This window comes from Nocardioides panacis, from assembly GCF_019039255.1.
GTDB classification, from domain to species: domain Bacteria; phylum Actinomycetota; class Actinomycetes; order Propionibacteriales; family Nocardioidaceae; genus Nocardioides_B; species Nocardioides_B panacis.
The window spans coordinates 4,770,142-4,784,425 of the sequence record NZ_CP077062.1 but is presented as its reverse complement, the minus strand read 5'-3'; the positions used below and the strand labels follow the sequence as shown (position 1 = coordinate 4,784,425).

The following is a 14,284-nucleotide window of genomic DNA, read 5'->3' as shown; positions in this document are numbered from 1 at the left end:
CGCCCCGCCTACCCCTCGTCCGGGGAGGTGCGCGGCAGCACGGTCGCGAGGTAGGACGCCACCTCCCGGTCCGCCCATCCGCGGGACTCGCGCAGGCCGGCCCCGAGCATCGCGAGGTAGCCCTCGGAAGGGCGGGTGTGCTCGACGTGACCGGCGCCGTGCGGCGAGGTGAAGGTGAGCATCGGCAGGCCCTGGTGCCGGCCCACCTCGACGAGCGTCTCGTAGCGTCCCGGACCGACCTCGTGGCGGCCCCCGTCGAGCGGACGGCCGAGCAGCGCCTCGAGGGGGTCGCCCTCGCGCGGCTCGCGGTGCATCTCCTGCGCGGCGATGTCGGCGAGCTGGCCCGCGGTGACGTCGTAGCCGCGGGCCGCCGTCCAGCCGGGCGTCGCGTGGTCGTAGAACGCGACGCCGCCGCCCCACTGCGCCGACTCGCCCGCGAAGTAGACCGTCCCCGGCAGGTCGACCGGGATGCTGCGCCGCGGGAGGGTCCGGTCCCGCGCCCCCGCGTGGGTCCTGCTCGCGCCGACCGGGCGACCACCCTCGAGGTAGCAGGCCAGCCGGTCCGAGCACAGGTTGGAGCCGTAGCTGACGTACCAGACGCGCGGCCCCTCCGTGCGGTTCTCCGACGTGTCCGACATGACCTCGCAGGCTACGCGGGCCATGGCCGCGGACGTGTTCGAGCCATGGCAGAGGGAGCGCACGGGGGCGATCATGAGCCATGCGACCAGAGGGTCCTCGGGTTCAGGTTGCAGTCAGGGATCCGGGTCTTCACTCTGGGGGTGAGCATCACGCGAACAGCGCGGCGGCACCGGCCCCGCCCTCCCACCGCGGCGCACCGGTCGCTGCGGGTGGGTGCCGCGGCTCGCCTCGGAGGGGTCGCCGAGAAGGCCTCCTGCCGCATCGGGCTCGGTTCCGGCGGTGTCATCGGCGGCCGGGTGATGCTCGCGCTCGCCCCGGGTACGGCGCGGGAGCTCTCCCGGGACCGCGACGTGGTGCTGGTGAGCGGCACGAACGGCAAGACCACCACGTCGTCGTACCTCACCGCCGCCCTGCGGGTCCGCTCGGCCGTGGACAGCAACGAGGACGGGGCGAACACGCCCAACGGGCTGGTGCGGACGCTCGCGTCGGGCCGGGCACCCGTGGTGGTGCTCGAGACGGACGAGGGCTGGCTGCCGTGGGCCCTGGCCCAGACCGGCGCCCGGACCGCGGTCCTGCTGAACCTGTCGCGGGACCAGCTGCACCGCCACCACGAGGTCGCCGCGCTCGCGTCGAGCTGGCACCGGGTGCTCGGCGGGCTCGAGCACGCGGTGGCCAACTGCGACGACCCCGACGTGGTGTTCCCCGCCCTGGCCGCGCACCGGCGGACCTGGGTGAGCGTCGGCCTCCGGTGGACGCAGGACTCCCAGGTCTGCCCGCGGTGCGGCGACGAGTGCCGGCACACCGGCCTGGACTGGGGCTGCGGCTGCGGCCTGCGTCGTCCCCGCCCGGACTGGTGGCTCGAGTCCGCCGACCTGGTCAGCGACTCGGTGCGGGTCACGCTGGACCTCGGCCTCCCGGGGCGGGCGAACCTCGCCAACGCCGCGATGGGGGTGGCGGCGGCTGCCGCGGCCGGCGTCGACCCGCAGGCCGCGGCCGACCGGCTGCGCGACATCCACTCGGTGGCCGGCCGCTACGCCGTGATCGACCACCACGGCCGGCTGACCCGCCTGATCCTCGCGAAGAACCCGGCCGGCTGGGTCGAGGCGTTGAGCATGGTCGCCTCGCGCACCGTCCCGCTCGTGCTGGCCTTCAACTCCGAGGGCGTCGACGGACGGGACCCCTCCTGGCTCTACGACGTCCCCTTCGCCGGGGTCGCGGGGCGACCGGTGGTCGTCACGGGGCGCCGGGCCACGGACATGCTGGTCCGGCTGGAGATGGCCGGTCTGACCGACGTCCGACGGGCCGCGGACACCCGCTCGGCGTTGGCGATGCTGCCGCCGGGGCCGGTCGACCTGGTCGCGAACTACACCGCGTTCCAGAGTGCGCGTCGGGAGCTGCGGGATGCCGGCTGACTCCGAGGTGCGCGTCGTCCTCGTCTACCCCGAGGTGCTCGGCACGTACGGCGACCAGGGCAACGCGATGGCGATCGCCCACCGGGCCCGGGCCCGCGGCATCGACTGCAGCGTCGTCGCGGTGGGCCTGCACGACCCCCTGCCCCGGGCCGCTGACATCTACCTCGTCGGAGGAGGCGAGGACGCCTCGATGCTGCTCGCGTGGCGCCGGCTGGTCCACGACGGCGGGCTGCTGCGAGCGCTCGACCGCGGGGCGACCTGTCTCGGCGTCTGTGCCGGGCTTCAGCTGCTGTCGAGGTCGTTCGTCGGTCCGGAGGGCGGGCGACGCGCAGGGCTGGGCGTCCTCGACCTCCACTGCGGTCGGCTCCCCGGGCCGCGAGCAGTCGGGGAGGTGCTCGCCGAGTGCGAGGGGGTCGTGGGAGCCGGGTTCCTCACGGGGTTCGAGAACCACCAGGGGGGATGCGCGACTCGGGCCGGCGGCGAGCCCGCTGGGCCGTCTCGTGTCGGGCACCGGCAACGGCGACCGGCACACCGAGGGTGCGGTGCAGGGACACGTCGTGGGCACCTACCTGCACGGTCCGGTGCTGGTCCGCAACGGCTGGCTCGCCGACCACCTGCTCGAGCAGGTGGTCGGCGAGCTGCCCGCCTACGACGACGAGCCGGTGCTCCTGCTGCGGGAGGAGCGTCGCGCGGCTGCCCTCGCCGTCCGTCGTGGGCACCGGCTGCACCTGCACCGCTGACCGGCCGGCGGGCCGTCCGGGTGGGGATCAGGCGGTCGGCGCGGGCATCTCCGTGTGCTCGTGCGCACCGTGCACCACGCGGTCGTGGCGCAGCGAGCTGCCGCGGGTCTCCTTGGCGAACAGCACCGCGATCACGGTGATCACCGAGGTGATGGTCACGTAGATCGCGACCGCCTTGGTGTTCGGGTCCTCCAGGGTGCCGGTCTTGAGCAGCGCGACCGCGACGAGCGGGGCGATCGCACCGGCGAAGATCGACGCGAGCTGGTAGCCCACCGAGGCGCCGGTGTAGCGCACCGAGGTGCCGAACAGCTCGGAGAAGAACGCCGCCTGCGGGGCGTACATCAGCGCGTGCAGCATCAGCCCGACGACGATCGCCAGGATGATCTTCGGCTGGCTGCCCGAGTCGAGCAGGCCGAAGAACACGAACGACCAGACGGCCACGCCGATGGCGCCGGCGAGGTAGAGCGGCCGGCGGCCGACCCGGTCGGAGATCGCACCGACGGTCGGGATCCACAAGAAGTGCACGACCGAGCCGATCAGCAGGGCCTGGAGCACGGGGCCCTTGTCCTGCTTGGCGAAGTCGACGATGTAGGTGATCACGATGACGGTGAAGATGTAGTACGAGGTGTTCTCCGCGAGCCGCATGCCCATCGCGGTGAGGACCTCCTTGGGGTACTTCCGGAAGACCTCGAGGATCGGGATGTGGTTGGCGTCCTGCTTCTTCTCCCCGATCTCGTTCGCCGCCTCGGCGAACACCGGCGACTCCTCGAGGGTGAACCGCACCCAGAGGCCGACGAAGACCAGCACGGCGGACAGCAGGAACGGGATGCGCCAGCCCCACGCCTCGAACGCCGCGTCGCTCTGCACCGCGGCCAGCACGAACAGCACACCGGTCGCGAGCAGGTTGCCCAGCGCGACACCGGCCTGCGGCCACGAGGACCAGAAGCCGCGGTCCTTGTCCTTGCCGTTCTCCGCGGCCATCAGCACCGCACCGCCCCACTCGCCGCCGACGGCGAAGCCCTGCACCAGCCGGCAGACCAGCAGCAGGATCGGCGCCGCGACGCCGATGGTGGCGTACGTCGGCAGCAGGCCGATCGCGATGGTGCCGAAGCCCATCATCAGCAGCGAGACGACGAGCATCTTCTTGCGGCCGACCCGGTCACCGAAGTGGCCGAAGACCACGCCGCCGAGGGGCCGGGCCGCGAAGCCCAGGGCGTAGGTGCCGAAGGCCAGCAGGGTGCCGGTGATCGGGTCGGAGTCGGGGAAGAACAGCTTGCCGAAGACCAGGGCGGCCGCCGACCCGTAGAGGAAGAAGTCGTACCACTCGGTCGCGGTGCCGATCAGGCTCGCGAAGACGACCTTGACGATCCCGTTCTGGGTGCCGGCGGGTGAGCCGGACGCGTGGGTCTGGGTGGACATGGGGTTGTTTCCTTTCACGCGGCGGTCCAGCCGCCGTCCATGAGAAATGAGCTTCCGGTGACCGAGCTGGTGCCGGGACCGCACAGGAAACCGACCATGTCGGCGACCTCCGCGGGCTCGACGAGCCGCTTCACCGGTGTCCTGGCGAGCAGGACGTCGTCGAGGACCTCGTCCTCGTCGATACCGTGGGTGCGGGCCTGGTCGTGGATCTGTCCCTCGACCAGAGGGGTGCGGACGTAGCCGGGGCACACCGTGTTGCTGGTGACGCCCCTGCCCGCCGCTTCCAAGGCGATGACCTTGGAGAGACCTTCGAGACCGTGCTTGGCCGCGACGTACGCCACCTTGTACGGCGACGCGCGGTGGCCGTGCACGGAGGAGACGTGCACGAGGCGGCCCCAGCCGCGGGCGTACATGCCGGGGAGCAGCGCCCGGGCCAGCCGGAACGGCGCCTCGAGCATCAGCCGCTGGATGAAGCCGAACCGCTCGGGGTCGAAGTCCTCGACCGGCGCGACGTGCTGCACGCCGGCGTTGTTGACCAGGATGTCGGCGTGCACGCGGTCGCCGAGGCCGAGCGCGTCGATCGACGTGCCGTCGGAGAGGTCGGCGACCAGGTAGTCGCCGCCGACGTCGGCGGCGGCCTGCTTGGCGCCGGCCTCGTCGCGGTCCAGGACGATGACGTGCGCGCCGTCGGCGGCCAGCCGGCCCGCGACGGCGAGACCGATGCCGCTGGCCCCGCCGGTCACCAGCGCGGTGCGGCCGACGAGCGGGAGGGGGGTGCGGGTGGGCGTGACGGGCGTCTCACTCATGCCTACGACGCTAGAGGTCCGCGGCGCACATACCTATGTGAAGCCTGCACATGAACTCCGGGGTCCGGTGTGGCATCCTCCACACGACCTCCGCCGACCCGGCGACTGTGGCGGCGCCTGCGCCGCCACAGTCGCCGGGTCAGCGGGCTCTGAGGCGGAAGAGGCGCAGCGCGAGCTGGACGTCGAGGCCGCGGGCCGGGTCGCGCCAGTCCTCGCCGAGCAGGGTGCTGACCCGGTCCAGCCGCTGGGCGACGGTGTTCGGGTGCACGTGCAGCCGCTTGGCGGTCTCGGCGGGACGGGAGCCGGCCGCGAACCACGCCTCCAGGGTGCCGACCAGCTCGGTGCCGCGGCGCGCGTCGTAGGCCAGCACCGGCCCGACCAGGGTCTCGATGAACGCGTCGAGCTCCTCGGGGCCGTTCTGGCCGAGCAGCAGCCGGGCCAGCCCCAGGCCCGCGGGGTCGCTGACCTCGCCGGTGCGGCCCAGCGTGACCAGGGTGTCCAGGCACCGCCGGGCCTCGCCGTAGGCGGCGGCGACCTCGGCCGGTCCGCCGGTGGCGATCGCCACGCCGACCGTGCAGGAGCCGCCGGCGCCCTGCACCCGCTCGCACAGCTGCCGGCCGACGGCGCGGGCGTCCTCGGGGGCCGGCGCCACCAGCACCACCCGCCCGTCGTGCTCGCCGGCCAGGCCCTGCAGCTCGCCGCCGAGCCGGGCGGCGACCTGGGCGGCGCGGTGCCGGTCGAGCCCCTCGACGGCAGCCACCGCGACGACCGTCGGGCCCTCCAGCTCGGCGTGCTGGCGGCGGGCCCGCTCCACCAGCCGGGCCTCGTCGAGGTCACGGCGCTCCAGCAGGTCGTTGAGCAGCTCGCCGCGCACCCGTTCCTCGGCCTCGGCGACCGACCGGCTGAACAGCAGCACCAGCGCGGTCACCAGGGCCCCGCGCTCCAGGGTCCGCCGGTCGGCGAGGCCCAGCTCGCCCGGCAGGCCGTGCAGCAGCAGGGTGCCGAGGTGCTCGCTGCCGGCCAGCGCCACCGCGACGTACGACGGACCGCCCGGCCGGCTCACCCGGACGCTGCGGCCGGACGCCCGGGCCTCGCCGATCGCGTCGTCGAGGTCATCGACCGAGCCGCTCTCGCCGGCCAGCCGGTGCCCCTCGGTGTCGAGCACCACCACCGAGCCGTGCAGCACGTCGGCCACCACGTCGGCCACGTCGCCCACGCCGCCGCCGTGCAGCAGCACGTCGGTGAGCTTGTCGTGGGCGCTCGCGGCCACCTCCACGGCGTGCGCCTGGGCCCGCACCTGCTGGTTGGCCGTGTCGAGCTTCTCGAACAGCCGGGCGTTCTCCAGGGCGACCGCGGCGTGCGCGGCGAACGACATCAGCAGCGAGACCTCGCGGGGCGGGAACCGGCGCACCTGCCGGTGCACCGCGAGCAGCGCGCCGATCACGGTGCCCTCGACCGTGAGCGGGACGCCGAGGATCGCCCGGATGTTCTCGCCGTCGACCGCCGAGTCGATGAACTCCCGGTGCAGGAAGCGCTCGTCGTTCTGGTAGTCCTCGGTGAAGTAGGGCTCGCCGGTCTGCGCCACCAGGCCGAGCAGCCCGGTGCCCAGCGGCAGCCGGAGCCGCCGGAACTCCGGGGTGAGCGCCCCCTCCGTCACCTTCATGTACGACGCCCCGTCGGTCTCGTCGTTCAGCGACAGGTAGGTCATGTCCGCGTGCAGCAGGGAGCGGGCCCGGCGCACGATCGCGGCGAGGATCGCGTCGACGTCGCGGATCGCGGTGAGGTCGTTGGCGGTCTCGTAGAGCGCCGACATCTCGGCCTCGCGCTGCCGCTGGCGCTCCATCTGCTCGCGGATCCGCAGGGCCACCGTGCGGTGGTCGCGCAGCCGCTGGAGCGCGGGTCCGTCGAGGCCGTCGTCGACGGCGCCGGTGACGACCGCGTCGAAGGCCTCGCGGGGCGCCTCGCCGTACAGCAGGTCGAGGAACTGCTCGGACACTAGGCGTCCCGACGGTGGAAGAGGGTGAGGCTGAGCGCCATCGCCACGGCGGTCAGCCCGCCGAAGACCACGACCGCGGCCCCCACCGACAGCGGGCTGCCGAACGCACCGTCGGCGCCCGGGACCTGGCTGATGATCCGGGTGCCGGCGTTGAACGGGAGGAACCGCGTCACCTCGGCGTGCTCGCTCAGCGCGGGCACCAGCGAGAACACCACCGAGACGACGTTCTCGACCGCCAGCGGCCACAGGAACAGCAGCACCAGCGCGGCGGTCTGGTTGCGGACCAGGGCGGTGAACGCCGAGGCGAGCCAGGCGAACAGCAGCGTGTAGAGCAGCGTGCGCGCCACCGCCCGCCACACGTCCGCGGTGAACACCGGTACGCCGTCGCCGTGCAGCCACAGCCAGCCGACCAGCAGCGAGGCGAGCGCGGTCACCAGCGCGACGACGACCACCCAGGCGCCGACCACCAGGAACTTCGCCACCCAGGCCGCGGTGCGGGAGCCCAGGGCGGTCAGGGTCGCGCGGATCATCCCGTGGCGGTACTCGTGGCCCCAGCCGAAGACCGCGACCATCGCCAGGATGTAGGCCACGAAGTAGGGCACGCCGAACACCGCGAACTGGGTGGCGATCCCCTGGTCGACGCCCTTCAGCTCCGAGGCGGGCGGCGGGTTCGCCGACACCAGCGAGAAGTGCAGGCCCATCGACACCAGGAACGACAGGCCGACGCCGAAGACCACCGCGATCGCGGAGAGCCAGTAGGTCGAGCGGATGGTCCGGATCCGGGTCCACTCGTAGGCCAGCGCGGCGGTCATGCGCCCTCCCCCGGTCGCGCGGCCACCTGGGCCCGGTACTCCTCGGCGTCCGAGGTGGCCTCCAGGAACGCCTCCTCCAGGGTGGCCACCCGGTGGGACAGCTCGTGCAGCCGGATCGACGCCTCGAACGCCAGGTCGCCGACCCGGGCCGCGTCCAGCCCGACGACCGAGACGACGCCGGGCTCCAGCGCCTCGACGGCCGCACCCTCCCGGCGGAGCACGTCGGCCAGGTCGGCGGCCTGGGGCGAGCGGACCACGACGGCGTTGCGGGTGGAGGTCCGCACGAAGTCCTCGACGGGGCCGCTGGCGATCAGCCGGCCGCGTCCGATCACCACGAGCTGGTCGGCCATCAGCGCCATCTCCGAGAGCAGGTGGCTCGAGACGAACACCGACCGCCCGGAGGCGGCGAACCCCTTGAGCAGCTCGCGGATCCACTGGATGCCCTGCGGGTCGAGGCCGTTCGCCGGCTCGTCGAGCACCAGCGTGTGCGGGTCGCCGAGCAGCGCGGCGGCGAGGCCGAGCCGCTGGCCCATCCCGAGGGAGAACGTCCGCGGCTTCTTGCGGGCCACCGCGGCCAGCCCGAGCTGCTCGAGCACCTCGTCGACGCGGCGCACCGGGATGCCGTTGGCCGCCGCGAGCATCCGCAGGTGGTTGCGGGCCTTGCGGGTCGGGTGGAACGGCTTGGCCTCGAGCAGCGCGCCGACGTGCGTCATCGGCCGGGTCAGGGCGGTGAACGGCACGCCGTCGAAGGTCGTCGAGCCCCGGCCGTGGTCGAGGCCGAGCATCAGCCGCATGGTGGTGGACTTGCCGGCGCCGTTGGGGCCGAGGAAGCCGGTCACGCTGCCGGGGTGCACCTCGAAGGACAGGTCCGAGACGGCCGGCTTCCCGGCGTACTCCTTGCCCAGCCCCCGCGCCTCGATCACTGCCATGGCCACATCCTGACATCCGGCCCGGCCGGGGACGGCCGTCTGCTGCCCGGGTCAGTATCGTGGTGAGGATGTCCACACCACGCCAGGGGTCCGCGCCCCGCACGCTCGCCGACCAGCTCCGCGGCTGGTCCGACGCCGAGCTCGCGGCGCTGCTCCGGGCCCGGCCCGACCTGGCCACGCCGACCCCCCAGGACACCTCCCAGCTGGCCTCCCGCGCCGGCACCCGGGCCTCGGTGCTGCGGGCCGTCGACCAGCTCACGCTGCTCGAGCTGACCGTGCTCGACGCCGTCCTCGCCCTCGGGGGTACGGCGGCCACGTCGACGCTGCACACGGTGGTCAACGCCGAGCCCGCCGCCGTCGACGCCGCGCTGGCGAAGGTGCGTCGCCTCGCGCTGGTGTGGGGCACCGACGAGGCCCTGCGCGCGCTGAGCGTGCTCACCGAGGTGGTCGGCACGAAGATCAGCCGGCTCGGGCAGCCGCTGGCGGTGCTGATGGCGCCGTACGGGCCGTCCCGGGTCACCACGCTGGCCCGCGACCTGGGCCTGACCCCGAGCGGCAACCGGCACGAGGACGTGGACGCGGTCGCCGCGCACCTGTCCGACCCCGCCGAGGTGGCGAAGCTGGTCGCCGAGGTGGACGACCAGGCCCGGGCGATCCTGGAGCACCTCGCCGACGAGGGCAAGGACGGGTCGGTGGAGAGCACCGAGCGCACGCTGTCCCGCGGTGGCGGCGGCAGCCCGGTCGACCAACTGCTGGCCCGCGGGCTGCTCGTCGCCCGCGACCGCCGGCACGTCGCGGTGCCCCGCGAGGTGGCGATCTGCCTGCGCGACGGCCGGACCACCGGCGCCCGGGCCGACCTCGAGCCGGAGCTGGCCACCTCCGCGCGGGACGCCGCCCTGGTGGACCGGGCCGCCGCGGGCGCGGCCTTCGAGCTGGTCCGGCACGTCGAGCTGCTGCTCGAGCACTGGGGCACGACGCCGCCCTCCGCGCTGCGGGCCGGCGGGCTGGGGGTGCGCGACCTCAAGGCCACCGCCGAGCTGCTGCACACCGACGAGCGCACCGCGGCGCTGCACGTCGAGATCGCGCTCGCCGCCGACCTGCTCGCCACCGGCACCTCCGGCGACGGGGACGCGGTGTGGCTGCCCACCGAGACCTTCGACATCTGGAGCGCGGCCTCCGTCGCGGACCGCTGGACGCGGCTGGCGCTCGCCTGGCTCGACTGCCCCCGCCTGGTCGGGCTGGTCGGTGGTCGCGAGGCGGGCAAGCCGGTGAACGCGCTGGTCCCCGACCTCGAGCGCATGTGGCTGCCGGAGACCCGCCGCGCGGCCCTGGAGCAGGTCGCCGCCCTCGAGCCCGGCACCGTCCTGGCGGCCGGCACCGGGGTGCCCTCGCTGGTGGAGCGGATGGCCTGGCTGCGGCCGCGCCGTCCCTCCGTGCGGGCCCAGGCGGTCGCCTGGGTGACCGAGGAGGCCGCGGTCGTGGGCGTCACCGCACTGGGCGGCATGTCCGTGCACGGGCGGGCGCTGCTCTCCACCGACGACCCGCAGCACCACGCCCCGGCGGCGCTGGGCCCGCTGCTGCCCGAGCCGATCGACCACGTGCTGCTGCAGGCCGACCTCACCGCGGTCGCCCCCGGCCCGCTGGAGCAGGACCTCGCCCGGCACCTGTCGGTGGTCGCCGACATCGAGTCCCGGGGCGGTGCGACGGTCTACCGGTTCACCGAGGGGTCGGTCCGGCGGGCCTTCGACTCCGGCTGGTCCGCCGCGGAGGTGCACGCCTTCCTGGCCGGCTCGTCACGGACCCCGGTCCCGCAGGCGCTGTCCTACCTCGTCGACGACGTGTCGCGCCGGTTCGGCACGATCCGGGTCGGGGCGGCCGAGTCGTTCCTGCGCAGCGACGACGAGGCGGCCCTGACCGAGCTGGTGCACCATCCCAAGTCCTCCGGGCTGCGGCTGCGCCGGATCGCGCCGACCGTGGTGGTCAGTGACGTGCCGCTCGACGTGCTCCTGCCGCGGCTGCGCGAGCTCGGGTCGGCCCCGGTCGTCGAGGCACCCGACGGCACCGTCCGGCTGGCCCGGCGCGAGACGCTGCGGGCCCGGACCGTCCGGCGCCGCCCCGGGCCGGGCGACGCCTCGCCGTTCCCGGGGCCGCTCGACGCGCACGGCGCCGCCCGGCTCGCCGCCCGGGTGGCCTCCACGGTCACCGCGATCCGGGCCGGCGACCGGGCCGCGGCGAACCGTCCCGCGCCGGGCCTGCGGGCCGCCGAGCCCACCACGCCGGCCTCGACGCTGGCCGTGCTGCGGGAGTCGGTGGAGACCGGGACCTCGGTGTGGATCGGGTACGTCGACAACCACGGGTCCACCGTCGAGCGGGTCGTGGACCCGGTCCGCGTAGAGGCCGGCTGGCTGTCGGCCTACGACCACCGGACCGAGGACGTGCGGTCCTTCGCGGTGCATCGCATCACCGCCGTACGCCGCCTCGACCAATAGCGGCGAAAGCCTCACACCGGACGCGTTCTGCGCGCAGAATTGACCGGTCCGCTCGCGGTGGACGCCGGACGAATCGAGGTGCACGGTGACGGCAGCGGTGGCGGGGGAACACCCCCTGTCGGTGCAGGTCGTGGTCGCGCGCCAGCCGATCGTCGACCTCGACGAGGAGGTCGTGGGCTTCGAGCTGCTCTACCGGCCGCAACGCCCCGACGCCCCCGCGATCAGCGGCGAGCAGATGACCGCGCAGGTCGTCCTCGGCGCCCTGACCATCGGCCTGGACCAGCTCGTCGGCGACAAGGCGATGTTCTGCAACGCCGAGCGCGGGGTGATCACCGGGTCCACCCCGGTGACCCTGCCGCCGCACCGCACCGTGATCGAGGTGCTGGAGACGGTCGCCGTCGACGACGACACCGTCGCGGGGTGCCGCGAGCTGGTGGACGCCGGCTTCCGGCTGGCCCTCGACGACTTCACCTGGACGCCCGGTGCCGAGCGGCTGCTGGAGCTCGCCAGCATCGTCAAGATCGACTTCCTGGCCGTCAGCCGCGCGGACCTGCCGGCCCTGGTCGACAAGTGCCGCCCCTTCGGCGTCCGCCTGCTCGCCGAGAAGGTCGAGACCCTCGACGACATCGCGTTCGCCAAGGAGCTCGGCTTCGAGCTGTTCCAGGGCTACGCCATCGAGCGTCCCGACATCGTGCACGGCTCCTCCATCCCGGCGTCCGCGGTGGCCCAGGTGCAGCTGGCGATGACCCTGCTGTCGGAGGACATCGAGTTCGAGGAGGTCGAGGAGGTGCTGCGCCGCGAGCCCGGTCTCGTGGTCCAGGTGCTCCAGATGGCGTCGGTCGGCAGCAACCACGGGCTGCGCCGCCAGGTCCGCACCGTGCGCGAGGCGCTGGTGCTGCTCGGCACCACCCGGATCCGCCAGTGGATCGCGCTGACCATCCTGAGCACCCAGCCCGGCAAGACGCCCGACGGCCTGGCCACCGCCCTGGTGCGGGCCCGGATGGCCGAGACGCTGGCCGGCCTGCGCGGCCTGGGGGCCCCGGAGGTCGCGTTCACCGCCGGGCTGCTGTCCGCCCTCGACCTGCTGCTCGGCGTCGAGCTCGAGCAGCTCGAGCGGACGATGGACATCGACGAGGTGCTCAAGGACGCGGCGTTCCGCCGGACCGGGCCGCTCGGCCTGCTGGTCGCCGACGTGGTCCGCTACCAGGACCAGCTCGACGAGACCGGCGCCGTCGAGGACCCCTCCGGCGAGCTGGACGCGGCCGCCGCGGCCTCGTTCGCGTGGGCGATGCCCTACGTCTCCAGCCTCCAGACGGCCGGCTGACCGCTCCGCCCGGCGCTCCGCTCAGCTGAGCAGCTCGCGCGAGCCGCGCCGCAACTCCTGGGCGATCAGCAGCTCGAACGCCTGGGCCGGCATCGGCCGGCCGAGCAGCCAGCCCTGCACCAGGTCGCAGCCGAGCTCGCGCAGCACGAACAGCGTGCCGGCGTTCTCCACCCCCTCGGCGACCATCCGCAGGCCGAGCGCGTGGGTCAGGTCGACCGTGGAGCGCACGATGGCGGTGGCCCGCAGCTCGGTGACGATGTCGCGGCAGAACGCCCGGTCCAGCTTGATCTCGTTGATCGGCAGCTTGAGGAGGTACTCCAGGCTGCTGTAGCCGGTGCCGTAGTCGTCGACCGAGAGCCGCACCCCCAGGTCGGAGAGCGCCGCCATGACCTGCTGGGCCTGCTCCGGGTTGTGCATCATCGCGGTCTCGGTGATCTCGATGGTCAGCGCCTCGGGCGGCACGTCGTGGGTGAGCAGCGCGGACGCCACGAGCCTGACCAGGCCCTCGTCACGCAGGTCCGAGGCCGACACGTTCACCGACACCGTCAGCCGGGTGCCACCCCGGCGCCAGCGCGCGAGGTCCCCCAGCGCCACGTCGAGCACCCGTTCGGCGATCGCGGGCGTGAGCTTGTAGCGCTCGGCCGCCTCCAGGAACTCGCCGGGCGACAGCCGGCCCCGGGTCGGGTGGTCCCAGCGCACCAGGGCCTCGCAGCCGACCAGCGCGCCCTCGACGGTGAGCACCGGCTGGTACTCCACCGTCAGCTCGCGCCGGTCCAGCGCGGTGTAGAGGTCCTCGGCGACGATCAGGCGCTGCCGCCGGTCCCCCACGGCGGACGGCGAGTGGTAGGCCAGCGGCAGGCCGGAGGTCTTCGCGGAGTACATCGCCGCGTCGGCGGCGAAGAGCATGTCCCCGCGCGTCTCGCCGTGCTCCGGGGAGGTGGCGATCCCGATGCTGGCCTGGGCGTGCAGCACCACGTCGCGCAGCTCGATCGGCTCGGCCAGGCTCTCCTCCAGCGCGCTGCCGCAGGCCATCGCGGCGTTGTGGGTGTCCGCCTCGTAGAGGATCACCGCGAACTCGTCGCCCCCCCAGGCGGGCCAGCAGGTGCGGCGTCTGGAGCTGCTCGAGGGCCGCCGAGTAGCGCTCCACCACGGCCTGCAGCAGCTCGTCCCCGGTCGCGTGCCCGAACGAGTCGTTGACCTCCTTGAAGTGGTCGAGGTCGATCAGCGCGAGCGAGAAGCCCGTGCGGGCGCGGCCCGGGGCCGGCTCCGCGCAGACCCGGTCCAGGGCGACGTACAGGGCGCGGCGGTTGGGGGCGCCGGTCAGCTCGTCGGTGAGCGCCAGCGCGCGGACGGCGGCGAGCTCGCGCAGCTGGAAGAAGGCGAGCAGCAGGCGTACGGCGCAGGTGGTCAGCGTCATCAGCGCCAGCACCGTGGGCAGCGGGTTGTCCGACCAGGGCGGGGCCGCGGCCAGGACCGCGATGGTGCTGACCGCGGCCACCGCCGAGACCGCCAGCGAGCGCGCGCCGGGCAGGGCACGGGTGGTCTCCCGGGGCTGCAGCGTGGTGGCGCCGAGGGCGACCAGCACCAGGCCGGTCGGCCACAGCACGTCGAGCCAGGTGCCGACCCGGTAGCTGCTGTTGGCCAGCCGGTAGGCGTAGGTGATGTCCGCGGCCGCGAAGACCAGCATGCCGAGGCCCCAGACCACGAACGACCGGCCC

11 protein-coding genes and 2 pseudogenes are annotated in these 14,284 nt (G+C 74.0%); 5 read left to right on the top strand and 8 right to left on the bottom strand.

The features are described from left to right. Positions 1-8: 8 nt before the first annotated feature. A complete protein-coding gene (locus KRR39_RS23380) occupies positions 9-638 on the bottom strand; it encodes a histone deacetylase (protein WP_216939735.1) in 630 nt (209 codons plus the stop codon). A gap of 141 nt (positions 639-779) precedes the next feature. Between KRR39_RS23380 and KRR39_RS23375 the strand changes: the two genes are divergently transcribed. The 3 genes and pseudogenes from KRR39_RS23375 to KRR39_RS25415 all read left to right on the top strand — a co-directional run bounded on the left by KRR39_RS23375 (position 780) and on the right by KRR39_RS25415 (position 2,791). After that, positions 780-2,051, top strand: a complete 1,272-nt coding sequence (locus KRR39_RS23375) for a MurT ligase domain-containing protein (RefSeq protein WP_216939734.1) — start codon at positions 780-782, stop codon at positions 2,049-2,051. Next, positions 2,041-2,532, top strand: a pseudogene (locus KRR39_RS26430) (glutamine amidotransferase); the annotation flags it as partial. The gene KRR39_RS23375 and the pseudogene KRR39_RS26430, both read left to right, overlap by 11 nt. A 19-nt stretch (positions 2,533-2,551) precedes the next feature. Then, positions 2,552-2,791: a hypothetical protein gene (locus KRR39_RS25415; protein WP_254185377.1), complete on the top strand. Its 240-nt coding sequence runs from the start codon at positions 2,552-2,554 to the stop codon at positions 2,789-2,791. A 27-nt stretch (positions 2,792-2,818) separates the two neighbouring features. On the opposite strand, the gene KRR39_RS23365 is transcribed toward KRR39_RS25415, so the two are convergent. The 5 genes from KRR39_RS23365 to KRR39_RS23345 form a co-directional block, all read right to left on the bottom strand. Next, positions 2,819-4,210, bottom strand: a complete 1,392-nt coding sequence (locus tag KRR39_RS23365; protein WP_216939732.1) for an MFS transporter — start codon at positions 4,208-4,210, stop codon at positions 2,819-2,821. A 14-nt stretch (positions 4,211-4,224) separates the two neighbouring features. Continuing rightward, entirely contained in the window at positions 4,225-5,016 is a 792-nt protein-coding gene (locus KRR39_RS23360) for a 3-hydroxybutyrate dehydrogenase (protein ID WP_216939731.1), read from the bottom strand. Between the two features lie 139 nt (positions 5,017-5,155). Continuing rightward, the gene (locus tag KRR39_RS23355) at positions 5,156-7,012 is read right to left on the bottom strand and encodes a helix-turn-helix domain-containing protein (RefSeq protein WP_216939730.1); all 1,857 of its coding nucleotides are present in this window, start codon (positions 7,010-7,012) and stop codon (positions 5,156-5,158) included. After that, positions 7,012-7,824, bottom strand: coding sequence for a DUF2705 family protein (locus tag KRR39_RS23350; RefSeq protein ID WP_216939729.1), 813 nt, complete (start codon positions 7,822-7,824; stop codon positions 7,012-7,014). The genes KRR39_RS23355 and KRR39_RS23350 overlap by 1 nt, the downstream gene beginning before the upstream one ends. Beyond that, positions 7,821-8,753, bottom strand: coding sequence for an ATP-binding cassette domain-containing protein (locus tag KRR39_RS23345; protein WP_254185376.1), 933 nt, complete (start codon positions 8,751-8,753; stop codon positions 7,821-7,823). The genes KRR39_RS23350 and KRR39_RS23345 overlap by 4 nt, the downstream gene beginning before the upstream one ends. A gap of 68 nt (positions 8,754-8,821) precedes the next feature. Between KRR39_RS23345 and KRR39_RS23340 the strand changes: the two genes are divergently transcribed. Both KRR39_RS23340 and KRR39_RS23335 read left to right on the top strand, forming a co-directional pair. Next, positions 8,822-11,242 (top strand): helicase C-terminal domain-containing protein, encoded by a 2,421-nt coding sequence (locus KRR39_RS23340; RefSeq protein WP_216939728.1) that lies wholly within the window; start codon positions 8,822-8,824, stop codon positions 11,240-11,242. An 85-nt stretch (positions 11,243-11,327) separates the two neighbouring features. Further along, entirely contained in the window at positions 11,328-12,566 is a 1,239-nt protein-coding gene (locus KRR39_RS23335; RefSeq protein ID WP_216939727.1) for an EAL and HDOD domain-containing protein, read from the top strand. 21 nt (positions 12,567-12,587) lie between these two features. Here KRR39_RS23335 and KRR39_RS23330 read toward each other — a convergent pair whose 3' ends face one another. Then, positions 12,588-13,634 carry a putative bifunctional diguanylate cyclase/phosphodiesterase gene (locus KRR39_RS23330; protein WP_367303695.1) on the bottom strand — a complete coding sequence of 349 codons (1,047 nt, stop codon included), beginning with the start codon at positions 13,632-13,634 and terminating at the stop codon, positions 12,588-12,590. A 67-nt stretch (positions 13,635-13,701) separates the two neighbouring features. Beyond that, a pseudogene (locus KRR39_RS25410) lies at positions 13,702-13,983 on the bottom strand (GGDEF domain-containing protein); the annotation flags it as partial. Between the last annotated feature and the right edge of the window lie 301 nt (positions 13,984-14,284).

Bases quoted from the DNA above. Each gene is read 5' to 3' on its own strand.
- KRR39_RS23380 (WP_216939735.1), bottom strand. From the start codon at position 638: ATGTCGGACACGTCGGAGAACCGCACGGAGGGGCCGCGCGTCTGGTAC.
- KRR39_RS23365 (WP_216939732.1), bottom strand. From the start codon at position 4,210: ATGTCCACCCAGACCCACGCGTCCGGCTCACCCGCCGGCACCCAGAAC.
- KRR39_RS23360 (WP_216939731.1), bottom strand. From the start codon at position 5,016: ATGAGTGAGACGCCCGTCACGCCCACCCGCACCCCCCTCCCGCTCGTC.
- KRR39_RS23350 (WP_216939729.1), bottom strand. From the start codon at position 7,824: ATGACCGCCGCGCTGGCCTACGAGTGGACCCGGATCCGGACCATCCGC.
- KRR39_RS23345 (WP_254185376.1), bottom strand. From the start codon at position 8,753: ATGGCAGTGATCGAGGCGCGGGGGCTGGGCAAGGAGTACGCCGGGAAG.
- KRR39_RS23340 (WP_216939728.1), top strand. From the start codon at position 8,822: ATGTCCACACCACGCCAGGGGTCCGCGCCCCGCACGCTCGCCGACCAG.